Raw genomic sequence first — 25583 nt, forward strand, 5'->3', positions numbered from 1 at the left:
TGCGAAATTCTGAAACTCAGCGGCTCTATAACCCAGCGGCTCTATAACTCTGGCATTTTGCCCAGATTAGAAGGGCTGCCATTTCAGATTGCGGGCTTCACCGTAGCGGTAGGCAACTTCAGGCCAGTACACCACGTTCCACCAGTCGGCAATGTATTTCTTCCGCTCGTTCTGATGCTTGAGATAATAAGAGTGTTCCCATACGTCTATCGGCAGCAGAGGAACGACATCCCACTGGGACAGGTTCTGGTGCTTTTCGGCCTGAAGAATCTCCAGTCTGTGGCTGCGCGGGCTCCATACCAGAATCGCCCACCCGCCGCCTTCTACCTCTTCCGCGGCTTTGGTGAACTGCTTATGGAAAGCCTCATAGCTTCCGAAGTCCCGGCGGATCTGGTCAGCCAGCTCCCCTTGAGGGCGGCCGCCTCCCTTTGGATTCATCGTATCCCAGTAGATGGTGTGCAGGTAATGCCCGGCCCCGTTAAAAGCCAGCTCCCGCTCCCAGTGCTTCACAAGGTCAAAGTTGCCGGTCTTACGCGCCTCTGCAAGCTTGGTCTCCGCTTTGTTCAGATTGTCTACGTAGCTCTGGTGGTGCTTGTCATGGTGGATGCGGACGGTAGTCTCGTCGATGTGAGGCTCGAGCGCATTATATGGATAAGGCAGGGGAGGAAGCTTATGACCGCCGATGGGGACCGGCTGTGCCTTTACCCTACCCGCATCGGCCGTCTGGCTGGAGGGCTCGGCAGACGGCTCCTGGGTCCCGGGGGAAGCCTCACTGCGTATGAATGCCTGAGCGTATGGGTCCAGGACGGCTGGATGGTGAACGCTATGTTCAATCTGTCCAGGGCAGTTCAGCGTCTCCAGCACACCTAGGAAGTATTCGGATTCGCGGATGATATGTAGGATGACGGTCTTTGCCAACGGAACCGATTTGACCGCAGCGCTCTGGTCCAGCATAAGGTACAGCTGGCGTATCCATTCCTTCGACTGCCGGAATGAAGTGTCCAGCAGCTGTTCAATCTGTCTCAGCAGTTCAGGCTGAACAGCGTTGGCCTGAGCCTGGATCGCGTACTGGAGCAGGTCGTTCGCCGCCTTCTCGGTCTCCTTGAACACGATGGCCCATTCATCCAGCAGTTGAACATAAGGCTGTTCAAGGTTAGGAACGATCGCCTTAATGACATCGGTATGTTCATCCTCCTGCTGTTTCCAGAACCGGATTTCCTCCAAAATGCGAACAGGCAAAAAAGGCCCGTAAATATAGAGCATAAAAGGTGTACCCCCTCTAAAATGAACTTCTCGATATAGAAGTTATGCCAAGGGGAGGTTGGCTATGCCTAAATTTAACGGGCCTGGTACAGGTTATAAGCGGTTATTTGTTCTTCATGGCTGCCTGAGCCTGCCCCAGGAACGTGGATACCCGGCGCAGGTACTCTCTTGGATGCTCCCTGAAAATCAACTCATGGTGTGCCTTCTCTACGATCCAGACGCCAGATACCGGATTGGTCTGATTGGAGGCAAGCTTCTCCGCAATGGGATAAGGCGCCTTCTCATCCTCGGTACCGTGGATGAACAGGATCGGGAACGGATAGTTCTTCTTCTTGACCTCCTGATAAGGAATCTGGCGCAGGCTGGTTCCGTTCTGGATCGGAAGCAGCATTTCCAGAATCTCAATAGAGGGGTGCTGCGGCAGGTTCATCTTCTGCCGAATGTTATGGTACAGCGTATCGGGCTCAAGCAGGAAGGTACTGTCGAGTATCATGGCATCGATATCTTTGCTGACGAGACCGGCCTGCAGGGCCGTGCCTGCACCCATGGAGAAGCCCCATACTACAATCTCTTTGGCACCCCTTCGCTTGGCAAGCTCTATCGCACCGAGCAGCTGCTGGGTCTCTTTCTTGCCCCCTGTAGCCACTTCCTTGCTGTTCTGTGCGGCGAAGCCATAGTCGAACATAATAACATTGAAGTTCAGCCGGTGGGCAAAGTGAGCCAAGTCATACATCGGGATCCAGCTTTCTTCCCGGTTGGCCCCGTACCCATGGCTGAACACAATGGTCTTCTTGGACCCAGGGGCCGGAATATACCACCCCTGCATAGTACGGCTTCCATCAATCGCAGGAAAATTAACATCTTCATATTTCATGCCCTTGGCCAGCATGGGGTTGGAATACAGGGGGGCTACCGTAGGATTCGACAGCACCCAGGCAATATAACCGTGAAGAGCAATAAAGCAGAACACAAGAAAAAAAACGATGGACAGCAGCAGGGCCACCAGCACATGCTTTAATTTAATAAAACGCGGGGTCAGCAGCGCGGTCTGCGTGTCCTTGGATACTCCAGTAGCTCCAGTAGAGTGGGGGGCATCGCTCCGTGTTGTCATCGGGTTCATGCATTCCCCTCCTTATATCATTTGAGTTAATATTTATGGTGATTACCCGGTAGGGGCGTATTAAATCTTATATATCCAGAAATGATTTTATATTTTATCGTATGATGAGGATTAGGCAAAGTCAATGGCGGGGAAATATATGGACTTTTCCAGAAACTATGCCATAGTAAAAATATAGACGAGACTGCTTTGTTTCTAGTATAATTTTATGTAACTAGGTTTCATGGAGTGAAACGATAGGGAGGCTTTCCTGATGGAGGACCGCAAACTGACTGTACGTGCCGTAGAGAGGGCACTTGATATATTAATGTGTTTTACCAAAGCCACGGATCTTGGACTTACGGAAATATCAAGCCAGATCGGCTTGCACAAGAGCACCGTGCACAGGCTGATGACAACGCTGGAAGAGAAAGGGTTCGTGATTCGCGATTCGGCAACAGAGAAGTATCGCCTCGGGCTCCGGATTTGGGAGCTGTCAGCCCATTTGTCGCATAGCGATGATCCCGCTGTACTGCTTCTGCCGCAGATGGAGCTGTTACGCGACCGGCTCGGTGAAACGGTAAGCTTGTATCTGCTGGATGGGACCGAGCGGATTCGAATTCAGGCAGTGCAGAGCAGCCAGGCCATTCGCCGGGTTGCACCTGTAGGGGCCAGGCTGCCCCTTTACGTTGGGGCCTCAAGCAAGGTACTGGTTGCATTTGCCGATCCGTCTACGCAGCAGGCGGTCCTGAACAGCCCGGATTGGCCATCTTCCGTGGACCGTGAGGATTATATCCGTCAGCTGGACGAGATCCGCGCGAAAGGGTACGCAACCAGCTATGAGGAACGTGAACCGGGTGCGGCTGCCGTATCCGCACCAATCTTCAATCATGCGGGTGCCAGTGTGGCCGCATTGTCCGTCTCCGGACCTGTCAGCCGCCTGTCGCCTCAGACGCTTGTGGAATTTGGCCCGATCCTGATTGAGGCTGCCCGCGAGATGGGCCTGATGATGCATTGATCATCCGCAATTGAGGGAAACTTTAAAGACCCCTGCCGGCCGCCAGAGGCCAGGGGTCTTTTTTTGGTTGGGCTAAAATGCAGGCCCGCGGACCAGTTAGAACAACGAAGATAAGGAGGGAATAAGTTGATCTTATGGCTGATTTTCTGGGGCATTCTGCTTGTGGCCGGTTATATGGTCCGTAGAGGGAAGAGGCTCCTGCTGCATCCAGATACACCCGAAGGACCGGGAAGCCGCATGATTCGTTCTTTAGGTACTTACTGTTATAGCATTGGCGCAGCGGGGCTGCTCAGGGAAACCATTCCGTTGTTGTTTAATGTATCTTCTATTATCCCGATGCTGAATATTATTCTGGTCTCCTTTGTACTTACACTGACACTGGTTATGTTCGCCAAGCTGCGCCGTCTGAAATTGGAATAATTCCGTGCATATACCTAAGCCGCCCCGCTAAACCTATGGTTAGCGGGGCGGCTTATTTCAAAAAACAGCTTATTTGGTTTTCTTCACCCATGCCGCGATATCATTGATTATCGTCTCGGAGGCGTGAGATGGTTGGGCATATTCCATGCTTGTGGATACCCCGTCATACTCGCTGAGAAGATGATTCACTTTCGGGTAAGACTTATATTCCACGTCACTGCGGCCAGCGAGGGCAGTTTTCCAGGCGTTGAATTGGGTCATCGGAACCTGATAGTCATTCTCTCCGGCAAGAATGAGAAGTGGGCCTTTCTGTGCTTTAGCCATGTCCGTTGGCTTGTAATCTCTCATAGAATACCACCAGTAAGGGGTACCCAGAGGGAAATTGGCCGGGAGATTATCCAGAGAATATTGCGGGTCATTCAGCATCTTGGCTGCCGCACTCCATACTGCGGCACTCTGTTCGTAAGGAGCTGTGTCCTGGCCAAGGCCTTTGATCCGGCGGATCAATTCCTGCTGCTGCTCCAGCGCCACATCCATGAACGTACTGCTTGGTCCAGCAAGCATGATGGAACCCTTGATATTCCGTTCATCCTTGTCCGCATTGATGATGAGCGGAAGGGCGAACCCGCCTTGACTGTGACCGGCTACGAAAATATGGGACGTATCAATGTCCTTGCGTGATTTCAGGTATCTAACCGCGGTAATGGCATCATCCACGGTTTCCTGCTTGATGGTTGCTTTAGGATTAGCGGCAAATTTGAAAGTATGCTCATACGTAATTTTATCATAGCGGAGTACCGCAATCCCCTGACTTGCCAGACCATTCGCCAGATCACGGAACGGCTTAGCTGCGCCAATGGATGAATCCCGGTCATTAGGCCCGGAGCCGTGCACCAGTACGACCACAGGAGCGGGACCCCCGGATACGGGTTTGGTCAACACGCCTGGCAGAGCGAATACGCCTTCACCAAGGGTAACCTCTTCTTCCGTGTAGGAAGCCGGATTCACGTAGGACGGGTTCGTATAGGCCACGCTGCCACCCGGGGCGATGAACAGGTCATCCACTTGGCCAGCCTTATTCATACGCAGAGTATAATTGAGCGGTGCAGCTGGAGTCTGGAACGAATAGGTGATATTGGTGTGCACTCCGTTAGGCGTTACCGTTCTGGACAGCTGGGTGGAAGGAGCGCCATAGATTTGGGCGTATCCTTTCCATAGCTCCTTCAGCTGAGGCTTGGGCAGCGCTACCTTGAACGCGGGACTCATCCATTTCTCAGCAGCATCTGCGTCACCGGTTTTAAGCGCCTGTACAAATGCATCCCCAGGAAGCCCCTCTTCGACAGATGGCTTCTCTTCAGCTGGAGCATCCTGAAGCAGCTGAATGATCGCATCGGGATTGATGAGCGCTTGATTGCGAACCACCCGAAGAGAATCTGGCAGATTAATCTGCTTGCCATTCAGCGCAGCCGTTTTCTTACCAACAGTTAGAACTAGCGTGCTGTCACCTTTAGTAATCGTGACGGTTTGGGACTTCTGGTTCCAGGTTACTGCTGCGCCAAGCTTGGCGGCTGTATCTCTGACCGGTGCAACGGATGAGGCGCTCTTAGCTGCCCCAGCAGCCGCTGGAACGGATAGACTAAGACACAGGGCAGCGGTAACTGCAGTGTACCGGATTTTTGGACGTTTCGTCATCATAGGTTCCTCCTAAATGTATGAAGTATAATAATCTCTGGCTTAGGGAGCCAGAAAAGTAATAACCAATATTATAATTACAAATGGTGCCACCAACATCAACCAAGCAAGCGGTCTTGCATAGTTCATCGTCCAGCCCACACCCATTCTCTTCTCAACAAAGAGCGAAGGGTCGTTCGGATTGTAGTAGAAATTGCCGAGCTTCCAGTTGTGATCATCATTGACAGGCATAGTTCCCGATTTATCAGCACTGTTGTCCAGGCGGCTCCCGCCTTGTCCGGTCTGGAAGGAGAGCAGGAGAGCTGATAGGATCATCAAGGCTGGTACCAGCATGATGACAGTCATTTGAATATGGTTGTTGATCTGCAAAAACATACTCAGCTGTATGAATGAGAACATCAGGATGAGTGCAAAGCCAGAAACCAGGCTGTACATGGACCATCTACGGCGGAACAGCACATTTTGCTGGGAGGATGCCGCGCCTTTGCCAGGCTCAAGCTGCTGCTTGCTTCTGGAAATAATACGGTTAACCATGTAGAACAGCAAAAGCAAAACTACCTGCATGACATTGGGGAAAAGAACAGACATGTGGGACTTCTCCACACTTCTTATGACCTCTCCATCCATGCTGTATTTCATCGGTATCATGTTGGGCACAAGGTCGTAATTCATCAGGGCAACCAGAACGTTGGCCGCAATTATAAGCAGATGAGGCAGGAACCACCAGTTTGAATAGACAAGCTTATGCGTGCGGAAGCTGGTATCAATCACAAGCTTCTCCTGCTTAGAAGGCAGGGCAGGATGCATAGCCTTATAACCTTTCATTTTGAAATAAAAATAGAGCTGGATAAGCATGGAACTTAAAATCATCGCTGCAGCATACACCGGAAGAATAATGCTGGCCAGTGTACCCTCCTGGCCCGAGGACATGAACAGAGCAAAGGCAATCGATAGAACAGCCTGGATGACTCCTGTAGTCCAAGCATAAGCTCTGCGCATGCCTGCTACTTCCTTGCTGTAGTACATTTCCTCAGAGACCGAAATTCCGAAGCTGACGGTCTTCCGGCTTAGAAATGGCATTGCGATCATGGTTGCCGAGACGGCGGCGATCATCAGGATCAGAATAATAATAGAAAGCCAGTTCATATTTACTTGCCCCTCTCATTGTTATCAGGCATAAGTTCGCTATAGATGCTGCCTGTGATATCTATGAGCTGTTCCTTCGTCATTCCTCTGCATATGGCTTCGGCAATAATGGATTTCAACTGCCTGCGCTGCTGCTCCAAATACTCTGGAGTGACAGAGGGCATCCCATCCGGGTTGACCACCACACCCTTCTGCCGATGGACCAGAATGAAGCCTTCCTGCTTGAGCAGGGTATAGGCTTTATTGACGGTATGCAGATTAATACCGATATCGGAAGCCAAGCTTCTCACTGAAGGTAGAGCCTCTCCGGGCTGAAGTCGGCCGCTGGCAATCCCTTCTATGATCTGGTTGATGAGCTGGGTGTATATGGGGATATCGGACTGCATATCAAGCTCGATAATCACAATAGCGGCCTCCTAACTATCTGTTATATCTCAAATATAACAGTTATAATTTGGTTTGTAAATAGATGATGCTCTAAATGTTGAACATAACAAATACCGACAGGCAAGAAGTGGGACGGAAGAACATTTCACATGGCTTACTTGTAAAACAATAGTTCAACTTATACAATTTGGTTTTCCCTAAATATCGGCGTATATTAGATATAGTTAAATCCGATTTAATCGGGTGGGAAATGATATTTTGTGTGAAAGGAATATACTTATGCCGAAGATTGCGAAGAATTTAACAGAACTGATTGGGAATACCCCACTGCTTGAATTAGGTGCTTATGAGGAAAATGAGGGGCTCCAGGCCCGAATACTGGCTAAGCTGGAATACTTCAATCCGGCTGGAAGTGTTAAGGACCGTACAAGTTTTGCTTTAATTCAGCGTGCTGAGGAGCAGGGATTGCTTAATAAGGAATCCGTTATTATTGAGCCAACCAGCGGGAACATGGGGATTGGGCTCGCCTTTGCGGCAGCAGCACTTGGATATAAGCTCATTATTACCTTGCCGGAGACCTTCAGCATTGAACGCCGGAAGCTCATGAATGCTTATGGTGCCGAGCTTGTCTTGACACCGGCCAGCGAGGGCATGGCAGGGGCCATTCGTAAGGCGGAAGAACTGGCGGCAGAAATTCCGAACGCCTTTATTCCACAGCAATTCAACAACCCGGCGAACCCTGAAATACATAAGAAAACAACAGCAGAAGAAATTTGGCGGGACACGGACGGACAAGTGGATATTTTTGTGGCCGGTGTAGGCACAGGGGGGACGATCAGCGGAGTCGGTGAAGTGCTTAAGAAGTATAATCCTGCAATTCAAGTTGTAGCCGTTGAACCGTTCGATTCCCCAGTGCTGTCGGGAGGCAAGCGGGGCCCCCATGCGATTCAGGGGATTGGCGCAGGATTTATCCCGGGTAACTACAATCCACAGGTGGTGGATGAGATTGTTCAGGTCAAGAATGAAGATGCGTTCGAGACGGCACGCCGGCTTGCCCGCAGCGAGGGACTGCTGGTGGGGATTTCCTCCGGAGCTGCAGCTTTTGCAGCAGCCTCGCTCGCTGCGCGCCCAGAGAACAAAGGTAGAACTATCGTTGTGATACTGCCGGATACCGGCGAAAGATATTTATCTACGGACTTGTTCGGGGAGTAGCTTAGATAAGTCCATGCTGCCGCTTGTACATTTCACGAAGAAGCCCCGCTGTGCATCCTGACTGGATGGGCAGCGGGGCTTAATGTGTTTCTTCGGGTTTTTTTTACTAATTGCGAAAAAAGCCTGCAGCTCGGGAACGGGTTCCGTGGCTGCAGGCTTTTTTTGAAGCAGTATAACTGCAACTGATTATAAGCAGATTACTTCGCTGCGGATTCGCTGATCATCTGGCGAAGCACCGTCTGCAGAATACCGCCGTTGTGGTAGTAGTCCACATCCACCATGCTGTCCAGGCGGGCTACAACAGGGAACTCGAACTGGGTTCCGTCTGTACGTGTAGCCACTACGTTCAGCACTTGGCCTGGCTTCACTCCGTTGTCAATGCCCAGGATATCGAACGTTTCGGTACCATCGATACCAAGCGTCTTCCAGCCGTGGCCTTCCTGGAATTGAAGCGGAAGTACACCCATGCCAACAAGGTTGCTGCGGTGAATACGCTCGAAGCTCTCGGCGATAACCGCTTTGACGCCCAAGAGATAGGTTCCCTTGGCAGCCCAGTCACGGGAGCTTCCGGTACCGTACTCTTTCCCGGCGAGAACAACCAGGTTGGTGCCGTTGCTTTGGTAATTCATTGAAGCATCATAGATGGACATGATCTCATCCGTTGGCAGATACTTCGTTACGCCGCCTTCAGTACCTGGAGCAACCTGGTTGCGGATACGGATGTTCGCGAATGTACCGCGCATCATGACTTCATGGTTACCGCGGCGGGAGCCGTAGGAGTTGAAGTCCTTGCGGGCTACGCCATGCTCGTTCAGGTACAACCCAGCCGGGCTGGTTGGTGTGATGTTACCTGCAGGGGAGATGTGGTCCGTTGTTACGGAATCACCAAGCAGGGCAAGCACACGCGCGCCGCGGATTTCTTCAATATCCTGCAGGCCGTCTGCAAGCTTCTCGAAGAATGGAGGATTCGCGATATAAGTGGATTTCTCATCCCATTCGTACAATTCGCCTTCCGGCACAGGGATGGAGTTCCAACGCTCATTCTGGGTAAATACATTCTCATATTTGCTGCGGAACATCGCAGGGCTGACGGACAGGCCGATCGCATCCTTGATCTCCTGGGATGTTGGCCAGATATCTCTCAGATACACCGGATTGCCTTCCTGGTCATGGCCAAGCGGATCGTTCTGCAGGTCAATGTTGACCGTTCCGGCCAAGGCATAGGCTACAACCAGTGGTGGTGAAGCCAGATAGTTGGCCTTAACCTGGGCATGGACACGTCCTTCAAAGTTACGGTTACCGGAGATTACAGCCGCAACCGTCAGGTCGTTATCCGCAATTGCCGCACTTACCTCATCTGGAAGCGGACCGGAGTTACCGATACATGTTGCACAGCCATAACCGGCAACGTGGAATCCGAGCTGCTCCAGGGAGTCGATCAGACCGGCTTTCTCCAGGTACTCTGTTACCACAAGGGAGCCTGGAGTCAAGCTGCTCTTCACATAAGCCGGCTTGGTCAGGCCGCGCTCAACCGCTTTCTTGGCAAGCAATCCGGCGCCTAACATAACGCTTGGGTTAGAAGTATTGGTGCAGCTGGTGATGGCCGCGATAACTACGGAACCGGTGCCCAGCTTGGTCTCGCGTCCATCCGGATGCTTCACGTCAACGAACTTGGCGATCTTCTCATCGCTCAGGCCGTAGCCGCCTTTATCCACTGGAGTGCGGATAATTTCAGTGAAGTTCTTCTTCATGTCTGTAAGCTCAATGCGGTCTTGCGGACGCTTCGGACCCGCAAGACTCGGTACAACTGAAGCCAGATCCAGTTCAATCAAATCTGTGAATTGAGGATCTGCTGTCTCGCTGGTACGGAACATGCCTTGAGCTTTGTAGTAAGCTTCAACCAGAGCGACCTGCTCGTCAGGACGTCCTGTGCTGCGCAGATAGTTCAGAGTCTCGTCATCGACAGGGAAGTAACCGATGGTTGCGCCGTATTCCGGAGCCATGTTGGCAACGGTAGCACGGTCAGCAAGGCTGATATTGGCAAGACCCGGGCCGTAGAATTCCACGAATTTGCCGACAACGCCTTTCTTGCGGAGCATTTGAGTTACCGTAAGGGCAAGGTCAGTTGCCGTAGCGCCTTCAGTAAGGCTGCCTGTGAGCTTGAATCCGATAACCTCAGGGGCAACGAAGTACAGCGGCTGACCCAGCATGCCTGCTTCGGCTTCGATACCGCCGACACCCCAGCCTACAACCCCAAGACCGTTGATCATAGTGGTATGGGAGTCCGTACCAACGAGGGAATCCGGGAATACAACCGTTTCGCCGTCAATGGTCTTAGTCGCCGCAACGGAAGCAAGGTATTCCAGGTTAACCTGGTGTACGATGCCTGTTGCCGGAGGAACGGCACGGAAGTTGTTGAACGCAGTCTGTGCCCAGCGAAGGAAGCGGTAGCGCTCCTCATTACGCTCGAACTCTACGTTCATGTTATATTCAAGAGCTTCTGGTGTGCCGAAAGCATCAACCATTACGGAGTGGTCAATAACAAGATCGACGGGTACAAGCGGATTGATCTGTTTCGGATCGCCGCCGGCTTTCTTCACCGTGTCACGCATAGCTGCCAGATCGACAACGACCGGCACGCCGGTGAAGTCCTGAAGCACGATGCGCGCAGGGATGAACGGAATTTCCTTGTTGCTGTCTTGACCTTCGGTCCAGTCAGCGATTTGCTTGACATGCTCTTCGGTAATAGCTCTTCCGTCAAATTGTCTTACAGCGGCTTCAAGCAGCACTTTGATTGAGAACGGAAGCTTGGAAACGTTGGAGAAGCCTTGGGCTTCCAGAGCCTGCAGATCATAGTAACGGTAGGATTTCCCACCCACTTCAAGACTGCGGGCAGCAGAGTACTGATCTTTGATTGGCATGAAGATGACCTCCTAAAAGTTTTGCGCGAAGTAAGCAGTGGACTAAGGCTGGGGCTGGTAAGGATTGAATGGGGTAAAGGTACCCTTGCCAACGATGTTGGCTGACAGGCAATCCGCCGCAGATTCCATTCATTCATAGTATAAATTGTCGGATACCATAAGTTCCAGATGGTTCAGCCGTGCTTTTTCGACTAAGTTTCATTAGATGAAACGTAATTTCAAAATAATATCTAAAATAATTATACCGCTTACTTTGTGGTGAGTAAAGTACTTTTTATTGGTTTTGGACACAGGCCGGACGCGGAAATCGGCGGGTTGAAACCGCCATCTTGCCGGGTGAACATACTGCCAGTTTTCAACTCATATATATAAAGAAAGGAAGTGAATAGCGAGGGGAGATTTGCGCATCTACCCCCTCTGGCCCAAGCGCCGTATAAAGGAGGTTGAACGCATGGCGGACGAGTGGAAAGGTGCATTATCCGCTTATATACAGCAGCAGAACAAGGATGAGGTTGACTTTCGTCCTTCCTCGGTACCGACTCTGGTCACAGATCTTGAGTATCTGATCCGTCGGGGGGAACGAAAGCAGCTTCTTGCAGACTGGTATTCCAAAAGAAAGGCGGTTCCGATCCGAAGCGAGACACGGGCCAAGCTGCTTAGGGAGACGGAGAACCGCAAAGACGAGGTTCAGGTGGATCTTCAGCTTCACCGTACGATCTATTATGAGAAGGGTGGAGTTACACACAAAGAGGAGCGCATTGACCAGGAGCGGCTCACCCTGCAGCGTGATGATGGCAGCTGGTCGATTATCCGTGTGGACATTCGCGTGGCCGAGCGCCATCCCCAGACCGGAATTCCCTATACTGCGATGGATGCCGATCTTGAAATTCCCAAATCGGCTTCGAGGCCTTATTTGAACAGGGAAGTCCTTGGGGTTGTTAATCAAAGCCGTGCCAAACAGTATAACCGGGCGGAGGCTGCTGCCTATGCAGACCGCTGGTGGAACAGCGCCAACCCGGAATTTCAGGAATTTGCGGTGGACTGCACGAACTACATCTCCCAAAGTCTCTTTGCAGGCGGAGCCCCAATAAACTATACTGGAAAAAGAGAATCGGGCTGGTGGTACAAGGGATACGTCGGCGGAAAAGAAGCCTGGAGCTACAGCTGGTCCGTTGCTAACAGCCTGGAGCGCTACCTCAGCAGTGGCGGGCTCGGCGCGAAAGTGCTCGAACGTCCGCAGCAGCTGGAGCTCGGCGATGTGATTATTTATGACTGGGACGGCAACGGAGCCTACGAGCATAGCACGATAGTAACCGCGTTTGATGCCGGGGGAATGCCTCTGGTCAACGCCCATACTGTAAGCAGCAAACATAGGTATTGGGATTACCGCGACTCCTATGCATGGACCGAGAATACGGTTTACCGCTTCTTCCATCTTGCTGACCGGTTCTGATCATAATTAAGTGAAGAGAGGTTAACCATGGGACAGGATAAGTTAACCGTCGGTTTGATTTACGGCGGTAAGTCAGGCGAGCACGAGGTGTCGCTGCAAACGGCCTTCGCTGTGATGAATGCATTTAACTACGATAAATACGAGGTGCTTCCTTTCTATATTACAAAACAGGGGGAGTGGAGAGTAGGCTCCCCACTGTCAGCTCCTTATGCGGACGCTGCGAAGCTCCGTCTTGAAGACGGTGCTGGCGATACCTCCACAGCTATTCAGAAGCTGTTCAGCAAGCTGGCTTCTGGGCAGGCAGAGGTCGACGTGGCCTTCCCGCTTCTGCACGGAACATACGGCGAAGACGGCACAATTCAAGGGCTCTTCGAAATGGCGTCCCTGCCTTACGTCGGTGCCGGTGTGTTGTCCTCTGCAGCAGGCATGGACAAAGCCGTTATGAAGAAGCTGTTCGGGGATGCGGGTCTTGAGCAGTGCAAATACTGCTATTTCACTGGGGCCCAGTGGGAACGCAGCAGTCATACCCTCATTCAGGGTGTCGAACAGCGGCTTGGCTACCCTTGCTTCGTTAAGCCTGCGAATTTGGGGTCAAGTGTCGGCATATCCAAGGCGGCCAATCAGGAGGAGCTTCTGAAGGCTGTAGATTATGCTCTTCGCTATGACACCAAAGTGGTTGTAGAAGAGTTCGTGGAAGCCCGTGAAATTGAGGTCGGTGTGCTGGGCAACGAGGAAGCGGAAGCCTCTGTGCCGGGAGAGATCGTCTCCTCTAGCGAGTATTATGACTATCAGGCCAAGTATCTTGACGGCAAATCTCAAATGGTGATCCCTGCGGCGATTGACACTGAGGTGGCTGACCGGGTTCGCGATCTTGCCGTGAAAGCATTCAAGGCGGTTGAAGGCAGTGGATTGTGCCGGGCCGACTTCTTCCTGAAGGCGGACGGAAGCCTGCTGATCAACGAGGTGAATACGATGCCTGGCTTCACTCCGTTCAGCATGTATCCCCTGCTGTGGCGGGAGACAGGGGTCTCCTATGAAGCCCTTCTTGACCGGTTGATTGAGCTGGCCCAGGAGCGCTTCGATATCAGACAGAATCTGGACTTTAATAATGGAGTGAATTAATTATGGGATTCCAAACCGAATTCAATTCCGTCTGCAAGTTCAAGAGCGAGCAGGAGCTGTATGAGCTTCTTGAATACGGCCGCGGCAAAATGGTCAAGTCCGGCCTAAGGGTGTTCCCGACAGGGCAAAAGGTGATCGCCTACACGTCGGATAACCGGGCTGTGGCGATTGTGAAGGTGCTGGGCTGCATAGCCGAGATCAACTTCAACGGGGATGAAGTGACTGAAGTGGAAATGTCGCTTGTCCGTCAGCTTACTGAAGAAGAATCGCGCATTCAGACCGCTTTGGCTTACGAAATGTTTTTCGGTGAGCATGAGGGGTAATACAAATATGGTGTTTGATTATTCTCCGTAATGTGGAATAACAGCAAATAAAGAACCGTTAGTCCTTCTGGATTAACGGTTCTTTTTTAGAGTTTATGGATTGGAGCATACTATATCAGATGATTTAAGAATAAGATTTACGTCCATCTTATATAGAATGAAGTGCGAAGGAAGTGGGTTACTGATGATCGTTCGTTTCGGATATGTGGCCATGTCTACAGTTGTTAAGAATGCTTCTCCCTCCAAAACCATGACGTTTAAGAGCTTTGGGCAGCTGGCCGACCGGGAAGCGGCTCTGCGTAAGCTTGAGCATGTGGCCGCGGAAAACCTCCATAATACGCTAAGGCTTTTGAAGCACAATCGCGCGTACAACATTCAGGTCTATAGATTCTCCTCCAAGTTAATCCCGCTTGCAACTCATGGAGAACTGGCGGATTGGGACCCTTTCCCGGCGCTTCAGAACGATTTCGCCGCGATTGGCGATTATGTCAAGAAGCATGGGATGAGGGTATCTTTCCACCCCGATCACTTTACGGTGCTGAGCACACCCCGGCCCGAGGTGCTGGAGAGCTCCATCCGGGATCTTGAGCATCACGTCCGGATGCTGGATGCGATGGGCCTGTCTGCCAGCGCGAAGAACAATATTCATGTCGGCGGAGCTTATGGGGATAAGAAATCCGCGGGGGAACGCTTTAAGGCGAATGTGACGGCCCTGCCGGACAAGCTTAAAGAGAGACTGACCTTTGAAAATGATGACAAGACCTTCAACACGCCCGAAACCCTGGAGCTGTGCGAGCAGCTCGGCATCCCGATGGTTCTGGATATTCACCATCAATGGGTCAATAACGAAGGGGAGGACCCTGCCGATCTGTGGCCCCGGATTCTTAAGACCTGGCAGAGCCCCTTTGCCCAGGCGGGTTCGGACCCGGAAGATCCGCTTCCGCCTAAAATTCATGCTTCCAGCCCGAAGAGTCCATCGGACTCCCGGAGCCATGCCGATCATGTGGAGACGGGCCCGCTTCTCGACTTTCTGAGGAAGATCGCTCCCTATACGGAGCGGGTGGACGTCATGCTGGAGGCGAAGCTGAAGGACGGGGCACTTTTTGCCTTGATGGAAGATTTGGGATTCTACTCAGGTGAAGGTGTTCGTGTGATTGACGAAGCTTCTGTAGAGATTGCGCCATGAGCGGGCGTGAACCTTGAAAACTTCGGGAAAATAAGGTAAGTTGGACGTAAGAAGCGGGGGATGCCGCGATCTGAAGGAGGACTTACTTAATATGAGCAATTTATTGGAAGGCAAGAATATTATTATTATGGGTGTGGCTAATGACCGCAGCATCGCTTGGGCGATTGCCCAAAGTCTTGCGGCTCAAGGCGCACGCCTGGCATTTACATATGAAAGTGAACGCGTGGAAGGCCGGGTGCGCAAGCTTGCCGAGACGATTCCGGGAGCAATTATTCTGCCGTGCAACGTTACGGTGGATGAGGAGATCGACAAGCTAGCGGACACGCTGAAGAGCGAGTTCGGCGTGCTTCACGGTCTCGTGCACAGCATTGCGTTTGCCAAGGCGGAGGATCTGGCCGGTGAATTTGCGGACACGTCCCGCGAAGGCTTCGCGCTGGCGAACGACATCAGCGTGTTCTCCCTTGTTGCGGTAGCGAAGCGCCTGTCGCCGCTGATGACCGAAGGCGGAAGCATTATGACCATGACTTATATGGGCTCGGAACGCGTTATGCGCAACTACAATGTCATGGGCGTGGCGAAGGCGGGTCTTGAGGCAGCGGTACGCTACTTGGCGAATGACCTCGGCCCTAGGAATATCCGGGTTAACGCGATCTCCGCTGGTCCGATTCGGACCCTTGCGGCGAAGGGCATCAGTGACTTCAACTCCATTCTGAAGCAAGTGGAAGAGAAAGCGCCGCTTCGCAAAACGACAGAAACCGCTGAAGTTGGAGATACAGCGATGTTCCTGCTTAGCCATTTGTCCAGAGGAATCACTGGTGAAGTTATTTTTGTAGACGGCGGTTACAATATCGTCGGAGCATAAGCTTTAAGTTAAATGAAGGTTCGTTCCCGGGTAATGAATATTAAGCCGCCGGGGGCGGACTTTTTGTTCCTTGTGGGGGCCGGCTTGTCCCATGAAGACTGGGCGAACGATTGACTGGGATCAGGTTAGACACCCTTTTATTATAGGAGTGATTGACGGGGAGCTCTTGAATCAAGTAACGTAGAGGATGGAATAAGGAAAATTTTAGTAGAATACAACAGAAAGTAGAGTGAGAGATTTGAACCCGATTGAGAACCAGAGCCATGATCAAGACCAAGTTCCTTATACAGTCAGCAGTAAAAGTCCGACAGCTGTAGCTATTAACGCAGCTGCCAAGACCGGAGAGTGGATCAAGACCAGACTCGGTAATCACAAGGAGCTGAACACTAAGCTGTCTCCACAGGATTTGGTTACCGATGTGGATAAAGGTGCGGAATTGATGATCCGCAAGCTGATACTAACCCATTTTCCAGACCATGAAATTCTAGGGGAAGAAGGGGTCAAGCCCGGCCCAGATGCATCTATTGAAGCGCTGGCCTCTTACGAGGATGCGGAATACCTGTGGATCGTAGACCCGATAGACGGGACGACAAATTTTGTGCAGGGCTTTCCCTGCTTCTGTGTATCTATAGCTCTTGCCCATCATGGAGAAGTTATTGTAGGGGTGATCTATGATCCGATCCGTGACGAGCTGTTCGTGGCTGAGAAAGGGAAAGGGGCATACATGCACGGTAATCCGACAAGCGTGTCCGGGGACCGGGATCTTGCCGGAAGTGTGCTTGCCATAGGATTTAACCCTGAGCGTGATTTTGCGCTGCCGCTGAACATGAAGGGCATTGAAGCGCTGTCCACAAGAACGCGCAGCCTGCGGGCCATGGGTTCTGCAGCTATGCATCTTGCTTATGTGGCTGCCGGCCGGATGAGCGGGTATTATGAAGTGGGCTTGAATTCTTGGGATATTGCTGCCGGTACACTTCTTGTTCAAGAGTCCGGAGGCAAGGTTACAGATACAAAGGGGAACCCGTATCATCTTGGCGTTCGTCACATGGTTGCCACCAATGGCCACATTCATAAGGAGCTGTTGGAAGTGATTGAGACGGCTGGTGCAACGGGGCTATAAAACTTGTTAAGGGGGCTATTCAGATGAGCGAGGACAAAGATTTGGAACGTCAGCTTAGTGAACTGCTTACCGGTGGGGAGCTGGAGCAGGAGGAGCGCAAGGAAGAAGAACGCCGGCGGCTCTCTCCCAAATATGAAATCCGCGTCCAGACCGAGCATGATCCGATTGTGGAGGAGACACTGAAATACCGCAGTATGGCCAAGGAAGTTGACGGGCGTTATGATGAATATTTGAAGAAGACGGGAAAGACGGAAAAGACAGAAAAGACAGAAGAGGTGGATAAACAAGACTGAGTTGACAGCTGACCGGGCTTTTATCGGGAAGAGTAGATTGGCTGCACGGGCATCCGTTTTAATATAGACTGCTGGGGAGTGTATGTAGTGATTTTAAGGGGAAATCGGAAATGGCCGGTTGTATCCGGCATGCTGGCTTTAATGATTATGATTGCGGGTACAGGCACAGTCTCGGCTGCGAACGAAGGGACAGGGCAGCCGGGCAGCCAGCCAGCCAGCTACAAAATTGTGGCGATTGGGGACTCCATCACGGCCGGATTTGAGCCGGCAATGGTTACCCAGAAAGATCCGAAGCCATACGGATATGTAGACCGTCTTCAGGAGCAGGGTTGGTTCCGGGGGCGCACCCAGACCGTGAATTACGGCATTCTTGGCCTTAAGACAGGCGGTCTTAAGAATTATATCCGGGCCATTAAAGAGGGAAGAACCCTGACCCCGGACGAGATTCAACCCGCTATTGTCGACCCGAGAGCCGCTTCCTTCGGCCAAGGGACCGCGGCCGCTAAGTCTGATCTTCAGACCGCGAATCTGATTACGGTTACAATCGGCGGCAATGATGTAGCCCAGGTCATGGAGGCTGCCGTCAGCGGATCTGCGTCCTCGGACCAGCTGGACACAAGTGTGACAAAGCTGCTTGCGGACTACAAGGCGAATGTCGGTCAGGTGCTTGATGATCTGACCGGGCTGAATCCGAATGCGCAGATTGTGATTGCGGATCAATACCAGCCGGTACCGAAGCTGGCTGGGGCAGCCGTATATGACAGGCTGGAGAAGGCAGCGGATGCCTTTACCGCTTCAGTGGACTCTCTGGCTGCGGAGCTCAGTGCCAAGGGGGCCAAGGTGAAGGTGGCCCATATCGCCAAGGAGTTTGTCGGCGGGGAGATTTCATACACACATATTCTGGAGAAGGATATACATCCCAATCAATTCGGATATGAAGTGATTGCCAAAGTATTCGCCCAGGCTGTATGGGGTGATTATCTGAAGCCTTCGGCCGCTGACGGCGATGTGCCTCTAACGGTAATCGTGAAAGGCCGCGAGATCGTAACACCGTACAAACCGGTGGTAAAGAACGGTCAGACTTTTGTGGCGATTAAAGATATTGTGAATGCGCTTGGCGCATCCTCAACCTGGGACAACCACAGCAGCAGCGCGACCATCAGCAGTGGGACCCGCAAGGTTGTCATTCCTGTGGGTTCCAAGACGATTAAGGTGAATGGCCAGAGTGTAGCTACAGCCGCTCCCTCCTATTTGAACAAAGTGGGCAAAGAGACCAAGACCTATGTGCCGCTTGCCCTGATTGCTCAAGGGCTGGGCATGGATGTGCAGTACAGCCCGCACTTGAAGGCAGCATTCATTAATCCGTAAGCATCAAGCAACCAGGCGGAACGCAAGGCTGGTCCATAGTATATTGAATATTCAAAGAAAACCGGTTCTTTTGTAAATGGGGGCTCGCCTCCAGGTTACCAAGAAACGGTTTCTTTTGCTTTTAATTACTTGTTTCGCCGAAGTCGCGAAGAGACGAACGACCCGCGGCCAAGCGCTAGCAGTCGCCTTTGGTTCTGGATTTCATTCCCCGATAATAATTTGAGAAATCCAAAAGAATAGGCCAACCAGTCTGGCTGACCTAATAATACGAAGGTGTCGTCTTTTGGGGCGACCCCCTATTTATGAGTAGAGGCGTGCTGTCGTTCGAAAAAATGAGTCAATTCTAAAGCGGCAGGCAACTTGATATTAGCACTCTTATCTGCTGCATAGCTTGCCACCTCTTAGGTGAAAGCAAGAAAGTCTTGATTTACTCGGCAGTGAAGTACAGCCCAAGAGGCACGGACATGAACGGCTGAATCACCGTTTTTAAAGTGAATGAGGTGCTGTCACTGATGACACGGGTCTGCCGGGCACCAAAGCTGTAGGTATGAAGAGTTCCTTCATCAATCTTGTAATGCACATATCCGGTGTTTTCGCTGCGGGAGGCCCCGCCGTAAAGCGTATGGACAGTGGCGAGCCCTGAGGAGTTCTTGATTTCGAATTTGTACGTCAAATCCGTGAACCAGTAAGAGCCCCGCTTCTTCGAGCCCTTCACCACTTCAACGGGAGCTTTGAGCGGCTCACCCTCCACACTCCAACGGGTCATCAGCGGCTCCTGCTCGCCTGGATAGGCATAAGGCACGGAATCGCTGACCTTCATGTATTTGGCTGGAGCTTCAGGCGTCAGTTCCAGCTTAACATCAACGGTACGTGCCGAGTGCTTCAGAAGCCCTCGGTAATCGTCCCCGTTGGTCACCGCAATCCGGGTGCTGGCAGCATATTCATTCACCTTGGAGACCCCGTTATTGGTCACAACATCCGATACGATCACAGCCGCGCTCTGTCCTGTCTTTACATTTACAGCTCTGAAGTCTCCGATATAATTCATGACTTGATAAGGAGCAACGGAAGTCGAATAAGAAAGAGTATAAGACCCTTTTGGAGGAATTGTCGCAAGAAGCGTGCCGCCTATTCCTTCAGGGAGCTTCATAAATTGTTCTGTTGCAGCCTTTAAGGATGTGACCGGATCGGCCGAGGTTCCGCTGGAATATCCTTTACGTTTGATATAGAGCTTAACCGGGCTTAATGAAGGATTCTTCACATGCATATAGAAAGCTACCTTTTTCTTAGTGGCATTAGTGTGAGCAGACCAGAAACGGAAGCTGCCGTTCATCTGGTCACGGTAGAGCGTGGTATTGACCTGCACAACATCCGAGCCGTCTGAGCGGTTGCCTTCGTATAGAGCTTCCGGTGCATTGGAGACAAAGACAGGGGTTCCTCCCTGGGTAAACGTAAGCTTATCCAAAGATCCGTCACCCGGTTGAACTTGTACAGCCGTTTCCGGACGCGGGGCGAGATCACCTACCGACAATCCGTCCGCTGCGGATAGGGATGCGGGCAGGAGCATAGCTGCGACGGCAGCAGAGAGAAAAAAATGTTTAAAATTCCTCAGTTTCACGGTATACCTCCATAGGTTTTATTTTAGTTTAAGAACATTTCACATGATTGCCTTACGTATTAATTCATAGCTCGACTTCTATAGCATTTAATTCTATGACGCTTAATCCCCCGGAAAGTTACCAGATTTTATGAATTAATTTAATGAACTCTTATTGCTCTGAAGATACGTAGTTTCACACATAAGCTGGATAACGCTGCACATTGGGTACTCCCGAATTTTTGGATAGTCTGTGGAGGAGACATAGATATTGACAAAGGGAGAGGGAGAGCATGCCTAAAATTGCAGACAAATACTTAAAAATTGATCCCTGGGCGATCGTAGAAGAGGGCTTTGATCCGCAGCGGAACAGGGTCTCGGAATCTATTTTCTCGCTGGGGAATGAATATATGGGCGTACGAGGCTACCCGGAAGAGGGCTATAGCGGTGACAGTCTAAAAGGAAGCTACTTCAATGGCCTGTTCGAACAGATGGAGGTCAGCGCCCACTACAAGGGAATTATCAGGTCACTGCGCTTTATGGTGAATGCGGTGGATTGGCTGTATACAAGGATCACTATTGATGGGGAGACTCTGGATCTTGCCACTAGCCGGATATCTGATTATAGCAGAAGGCTGGATTTTCGTACGGGGATTTATTCACGTGAATTCGTTTGGCATTTGCAGGGTGGAAAGTCTATAAAGCTGGAATTCACTCGACTGGTTAGTATGACCGCTTCTAATCTGGGGGGACAACGGATTAAGCTGACTCCGCTGAATTTCTCAGGTACGGCCCAACTGCGGACCGGACTGGATTTTTCGGTAATACATGAGGACCAGGGACGCGGGTTCTGGAAGTGTCTCGGCAAGGACAATCGTGACGGAATTAGAGCTATGATCGGCGAGACGGCTAATACAGGGAACCGGTTGTATGCCAGTTACAAAGCGCATTCCGATGCCATGACCGCTTCGGTGGATATCGAAGATGAACTGTTCATCGGGCAGGATTTGACCCTTCGCCTTGAACAGGGGCAGGTGGCGGTATTCGATAAGCTGGTGGTGAATTACGCAGAGAAGAATTTGCTGACGGACTTAGACAGCTTGTGGGCTAGGGGACATGATTTAGCACTGAAGCATACAGCTCCGGGACTCGAGACCGCACTGGAGGACCAGCATGCTTATTGGAAGCGCATCTGGGAGACCTCGGACATCACGATTGATGGGGATGAGGAGAATCAGCAGGGCATCCGGTTTTGTATTTTCCAATTGTATCAGACCTATCACGGCGATAATCCTGGCTTCAATATCGGGGCCAAAGGGCTGACCGGCGAAGCGTACCGGGGGCTGGCGTTTTGGGATACCGAGTCTTACTGTCTTCCTTTTTATATTTTCAATAACCCTAAAGCGGCTAAAAGCCTCCTGGAATTCAGATACAAGTCCTTGCCCGAGGCACTTCAGCGTGCCCGTGATGTGGATTGTGAAGGAGCCTTCTACCCGATTGCCACAATTGACGGCACAGAAAGCTGTGACCTCTGGCAGCACTCCAATCTTCAGCTTCATGTTGGTACGGCGGTGGCTTACGGATTGTGGCATTATGTCAAAATCGTGGGAGACAAAGCTTTTCTGTATGAAAAAGGCGTTGAGATGCTGATCCAGATTGCCCGCTTCTACGCGACCCGGGGGCAATGGGGCCAGAAGACCGGCCAATATGGCTACTATGGGGTTATGGGACCTGACGAATTTCAGCTGATGGTGAACAATAACGCATATACCAATTTACTGGCTAAAAAAATGTTCGAATACACGCTGGAATCGGTAGAGGAAATGCGGAGAGAGGAAGAGGCCGCATTCAACGAATTGGCCGGACGGCTAGAGCTTAAGGATGAAGAGCTTGTGCAGTGGAAGCATCTAGCTGAGCATATGCGGATTCCAAAAGATGAGCAGAGCGGCATCTACGAGGAGCATGACGGGTTCTTTGATATGCCGCATCTGGATATTCACAGTATCCCAGTTACGGACTTCCCGCTGTATTCGAACTGGTCCTACGATCGTCTGTACCGCTACGATATGATCAAGCAGCCGGACGTACTGATGTTCATGTTCTTGTATAACCAGCAGTTTACGCTTGAAGAGAAGCGTGTGAATTATGAGTATTATGAACCGAGATGTATCCATGAGTCGTCGCTTTCGCCGTCGATTCATTCCATTCTGGCCTCGGAGCTTGGGAAGCATCAGGAGGCATACAAATTTTTTGAGTTTGCCACACGGTTGGATTTGGATAACTACAACCGGAATACACGGGAAGGGCTTCATACCACTTCGATCGCTGCAGCGTGGATGAATGTGGTGTATGGGTTCGGAGGCATGCGTTCAGATGGGGAGGAGCTGGTGCTGAACCCATCCCTGCCAGAGCGCTGGAGAGGATTCAGCTTCCACATTGTCTATCAGGGAACAACACTCAAGGTTAACGTGGAGAGAACTCAGGTTAAAGTACGCTCGCTATCGGAGGGCGGAAGCGTACGGCTTCGGATTTATGGTGAGCCCCATACGGTGGATGAATCCGGATTGGTTATTGCGCTTCCGTCTGCAGAGAGGGGGATCGTATCATGAGCTGGACGGTTAGGGAGACAGGATATACCCCGAAGTCTGCGGAGACTAATGGCAATAAATTTATGATCGGAAACGGCCGGTTTGGCTACCGCGGAACACTGGAGGAATTCACGAAGCAGGAGCTAACCGCAACAATTGTTGCCGGGTTGTATGATCAGGTTCCGGGCAAATGGCGGGAGCCTGTGAATGTGCCAAACGGCTTGGCAACTAGAATCTATGCAGGTGATGAGCAGCTCAGTGTACTGAACCTCGTTCCTGTACATCACGAGCAGGAGCTGGATATCCGGCAGGCTGTGCATCGCCGTACGACAACCTTTGCGGTGGGAGAAGCTTCAGAGCTGCATACAACCGGCTCCGGTGGAGCTTCAGACAATATGATTACGTTCCGTTCAGAGCGCTTTGCCAGTCTAGCTCAGCTGCCGCTGCTGGTCAGTAAAATGACCCTCAGCTGCACCCGGAATTGCCGCATCGTGATTGAGACAGGAATCGATGGGGACGTGTGGGATATTAATGGCCCCCATCTGGAGAGGTCTGAAGCGGTTGATGAGGACGGAAGCATCGCTCTGAAGGCTGTGTCACAAGAGCTGAAGCAGACGGTTGTGGTGGCTGAAAGCATGTGGAGCAATTTTGGAGATATAACAGGCATTGGCATAGATGCAGGCACAAATACAGACGCGAAATCACGAATTGCTACAGACGCAGGAACAAATACAAATGCGGAATCACGCATTGCTACAGACACGCACATAAGCACAATCGCGGATTCACGTATTGCCACAAATAATGTCACTGAGGAAATCGTGAGCGAAGATAAGCAGATATACCGGAGAATCACGGTGGATTGTCTGGCCGGGGAGACCTATGAATGGGTAAAATATGTGTCGATCTTTACGGGCCTCGATCCGGTGCAAGATCCCCTACAGGCTGCGCTGAACTGCTCCAAAGACGCGTATGAGGCAGGATACGATCAACTTCTGGCAGAACACCAGCGGAAATGGGACGAGAAATGGGCGCTGTCGGATGTACGGATTGAAGGGGACGATGAAGCCCAGTTCGCTTTAAGGTACAGCATGTATCAGCTGCTGATTATTGCCCCTTATGAATCGGAAAAGGTGTCCATTCCGGCAAGAGGGCTCTCCGGGCAGGTCTATAAAGGCGCCGTATTCTGGGATACCGAGATGTTTATGCTGCCCTTCTTCCTCTTCACCCAGCCGGAGGTAGCCCGCAACCTGATGATGTACCGGGTTCATACCCTGGAGGGTGCACGCCGCAAGGCAGCGGAATATGGATTCGAAGGTGCTTTTTATGCCTGGGAGAGCCAGGACAGCGGTGAGGATGCCTGCACCCTGTTTAATGTGAGCGATGTATTCACCGGACGAAAGATGAGAACCTACTTCAGGGACAAACAGGTGCACATCAGCGCCGATGTGGTACATGGCATATGGCAGTATTACACTTTTACCGGGGATATCCGCCTGCTGCTTGAGGGAGGCGCCCGCGTAATCTGGGAGTGTGCCCGCTTCTTCTATTCCTACGGCTATTACAATTCACGGAAGATGAGGTATGAAATTCTGGATGTTACAGGTCCTGATGAGTATCATGAACGTGTGAATAATAATGCGTTTACGAACTATATGGTCAAGCGTGCGCTTGAAACGGCCATTTTGGTAATGGAGCTGCTGCAGCCTGATTATCCGGAACTCGTTCAGGAGATCCTTGCCGGAGGAGAGCCGGGAGGGCCGACAGTTGAGCATATCCGTGAGATGCATGATCAGCTGTATGTTCTGCAGCCTGGCGCAGAGGACGGCATTGTTGAACAGTTCGATGGATACTTCCAACTTGAGGATGCCTCCCTGGATGAAGTGAAATCCCGGGTGATCCATCCGAATGAATATTGGGGCGGAGGGAATGGTATTGCCACCACAACCCGGATTATCAAGCAGGCGGATGTGGTCCTCATGCTCCATCTGTTCAAGGAGGTTCTTCCTCAGGAAGTCAAAAAAGTCAACTGGGCATATTACGAGCCGCGTACAGAGCATGGTTCAAGCCTTAGCCCATGTGTATACGCGCTGGTCGCCTCGGACATCGGTTCTCCGGATTGGGCATATCCTTATTTCATGCGCACAGCTACCATTGACTTGACTGGAGATTCGAAGCAGTATGTCGGGGATTTATATATTGGCGGTACACATCCGGCTGCGAACGGGGGAGCCTGGATGGCGGCAGTGCTCGGTTTTGCAGGACTTCATTATGAAAAAGGAGTACTGCATATCCGGCCGCAGCTGCCGGCCAAGTGGGAGAAGATCAGCTTCTGTGTGATTCTCTTGGGGCAGCAGTATCAAATTGAGGTCAGCAAGAGCAGAGTATCGGTAATTCCACAAGCGGTTCACACCCGCAAACTCCCGGTTGATGTGTTCGGTGAGCGGCGGATTTGTCAGCAGGATCAAGCCGTTGACGTGGATTACGGGACGGACAGAGTCTGAGCCTGACTA

At 51.5% G+C, this 25583-nt stretch carries 20 protein-coding genes; 13 read left to right on the plus strand and 7 right to left on the minus strand.

Translation table 11 applies throughout. The features are described from left to right. Nucleotides 1-66 precede the first annotated feature (66 nt). Nucleotides 67-1263 (minus strand): Fe-Mn family superoxide dismutase, encoded by a 1197-nt coding sequence (locus KJS63_RS19715; RefSeq protein ID WP_213620685.1) that lies wholly within the window; start codon nucleotides 1261-1263, stop codon nucleotides 67-69. A 103-nt stretch (nucleotides 1264-1366) separates the two neighbouring features. Then, nucleotides 1367-2383 (minus strand): alpha/beta hydrolase, encoded by a 1017-nt coding sequence (locus KJS63_RS19720; protein WP_068614278.1) that lies wholly within the window; start codon nucleotides 2381-2383, stop codon nucleotides 1367-1369. A gap of 253 nt (nucleotides 2384-2636) precedes the next feature. Between KJS63_RS19720 and KJS63_RS19725 the strand changes: the two genes are divergently transcribed. Continuing rightward, nucleotides 2637-3380 carry an IclR family transcriptional regulator gene (locus KJS63_RS19725; protein WP_068614282.1) on the plus strand — a complete coding sequence of 248 codons (744 nt, stop codon included), beginning with the start codon at nucleotides 2637-2639 and terminating at the stop codon, nucleotides 3378-3380. A gap of 126 nt (nucleotides 3381-3506) precedes the next feature. Next, nucleotides 3507-3800 carry a hypothetical protein gene (locus tag KJS63_RS19730; protein WP_213620686.1) on the plus strand — a complete coding sequence of 98 codons (294 nt, stop codon included), beginning with the start codon at nucleotides 3507-3509 and terminating at the stop codon, nucleotides 3798-3800. A 69-nt stretch (nucleotides 3801-3869) separates the two neighbouring features. Here KJS63_RS19730 and KJS63_RS19735 read toward each other — a convergent pair whose 3' ends face one another. Genes KJS63_RS19735 through KJS63_RS19745 form a run of 3 tightly spaced genes read right to left on the minus strand, consistent with a single transcriptional unit; the run spans nucleotide 3870 to nucleotide 7042 of the window. After that, complete coding sequence (locus KJS63_RS19735) at nucleotides 3870-5495, minus strand: alpha/beta hydrolase family protein (RefSeq protein WP_244862686.1); 1626 nt, start codon at nucleotides 5493-5495, stop codon at nucleotides 3870-3872. Between the two features lie 39 nt (nucleotides 5496-5534). Next, a complete protein-coding gene (locus KJS63_RS19740; RefSeq protein ID WP_213620687.1) occupies nucleotides 5535-6638 on the minus strand; it encodes a DUF1648 domain-containing protein in 1104 nt (367 codons plus the stop codon). 2 nt (nucleotides 6639-6640) lie between these two features. Beyond that, a complete protein-coding gene (locus KJS63_RS19745) occupies nucleotides 6641-7042 on the minus strand; it encodes a GntR family transcriptional regulator (RefSeq protein ID WP_213620688.1) in 402 nt (133 codons plus the stop codon). A gap of 262 nt (nucleotides 7043-7304) precedes the next feature. On the opposite strand from KJS63_RS19745, the gene cysK reads away from it, so the two are divergent. Beyond that, nucleotides 7305-8237, plus strand: coding sequence for a cysteine synthase A (gene cysK / locus KJS63_RS19750; protein WP_213620689.1), 933 nt, complete (start codon nucleotides 7305-7307; stop codon nucleotides 8235-8237). Nucleotides 8238-8434: 197 nt separating this feature from the next. On the opposite strand, the gene acnA is transcribed toward cysK, so the two are convergent. After that, nucleotides 8435-11158 carry an aconitate hydratase AcnA gene (gene acnA / locus KJS63_RS19755; protein WP_213620690.1) on the minus strand — a complete coding sequence of 908 codons (2724 nt, stop codon included), beginning with the start codon at nucleotides 11156-11158 and terminating at the stop codon, nucleotides 8435-8437. 451 nt (nucleotides 11159-11609) lie between these two features. On the opposite strand from acnA, the gene KJS63_RS19760 reads away from it, so the two are divergent. The 8 genes from KJS63_RS19760 to KJS63_RS19795 all read left to right on the plus strand — a co-directional run bounded on the left by KJS63_RS19760 (nucleotide 11610) and on the right by KJS63_RS19795 (nucleotide 18885). Next, nucleotides 11610-12611, plus strand: coding sequence for an amidase domain-containing protein (locus KJS63_RS19760; RefSeq protein WP_213620691.1), 1002 nt, complete (start codon nucleotides 11610-11612; stop codon nucleotides 12609-12611). Nucleotides 12612-12638: 27 nt separating this feature from the next. Continuing rightward, entirely contained in the window at nucleotides 12639-13733 is a 1095-nt protein-coding gene (locus KJS63_RS19765; protein ID WP_213620692.1) for a D-alanine--D-alanine ligase, read from the plus strand. A 2-nt stretch (nucleotides 13734-13735) separates the two neighbouring features. Further along, nucleotides 13736-14056 (plus strand): hypothetical protein, encoded by a 321-nt coding sequence (locus KJS63_RS19770; RefSeq protein WP_213620693.1) that lies wholly within the window; start codon nucleotides 13736-13738, stop codon nucleotides 14054-14056. Between the two features lie 184 nt (nucleotides 14057-14240). Beyond that, nucleotides 14241-15242: a UV DNA damage repair endonuclease UvsE gene (uvsE, locus tag KJS63_RS19775; RefSeq protein ID WP_213620694.1), complete on the plus strand. Its 1002-nt coding sequence runs from the start codon at nucleotides 14241-14243 to the stop codon at nucleotides 15240-15242. A 91-nt stretch (nucleotides 15243-15333) separates the two neighbouring features. After that, complete coding sequence (gene fabI, locus KJS63_RS19780) at nucleotides 15334-16104, plus strand: enoyl-ACP reductase FabI (RefSeq protein WP_068614320.1); 771 nt, start codon at nucleotides 15334-15336, stop codon at nucleotides 16102-16104. 238 nt (nucleotides 16105-16342) lie between these two features. Next, nucleotides 16343-17224: an inositol monophosphatase family protein gene (locus KJS63_RS19785; RefSeq protein WP_235847565.1), complete on the plus strand. Its 882-nt coding sequence runs from the start codon at nucleotides 16343-16345 to the stop codon at nucleotides 17222-17224. A gap of 23 nt (nucleotides 17225-17247) precedes the next feature. Next, nucleotides 17248-17517, plus strand: coding sequence for a hypothetical protein (locus KJS63_RS19790; RefSeq protein ID WP_213620695.1), 270 nt, complete (start codon nucleotides 17248-17250; stop codon nucleotides 17515-17517). Between the two features lie 87 nt (nucleotides 17518-17604). Next, nucleotides 17605-18885: a stalk domain-containing protein gene (locus KJS63_RS19795; protein WP_244862687.1), complete on the plus strand. Its 1281-nt coding sequence runs from the start codon at nucleotides 17605-17607 to the stop codon at nucleotides 18883-18885. 427 nt (nucleotides 18886-19312) lie between these two features. On the opposite strand, the gene KJS63_RS19800 is transcribed toward KJS63_RS19795, so the two are convergent. Continuing rightward, entirely contained in the window at nucleotides 19313-20503 is a 1191-nt protein-coding gene (locus tag KJS63_RS19800; protein ID WP_213620696.1) for a hypothetical protein, read from the minus strand. A 272-nt stretch (nucleotides 20504-20775) separates the two neighbouring features. Here KJS63_RS19800 and KJS63_RS19805 point away from each other — a divergent pair, with 272 nt between their 5' ends. Then, a complete protein-coding gene (locus KJS63_RS19805) occupies nucleotides 20776-23091 on the plus strand; it encodes a glycoside hydrolase family 65 protein (RefSeq protein ID WP_213620697.1) in 2316 nt (771 codons plus the stop codon). Further along, the gene (locus KJS63_RS19810) at nucleotides 23088-25574 is read left to right on the plus strand and encodes a glycosyl hydrolase family 65 domain-containing protein (RefSeq protein ID WP_244862688.1); all 2487 of its coding nucleotides are present in this window, start codon (nucleotides 23088-23090) and stop codon (nucleotides 25572-25574) included. The genes KJS63_RS19805 and KJS63_RS19810 overlap by 4 nt, the downstream gene beginning before the upstream one ends. Nucleotides 25575-25583 lie beyond the last annotated feature (9 nt).

Origin of the sequence: Paenibacillus sp. J22TS3 (assembly GCF_018403205.1) — a bacterium.
GTDB classification, from domain to species: domain Bacteria; phylum Bacillota; class Bacilli; order Paenibacillales; family Paenibacillaceae; genus Fontibacillus; species Fontibacillus tuaregi.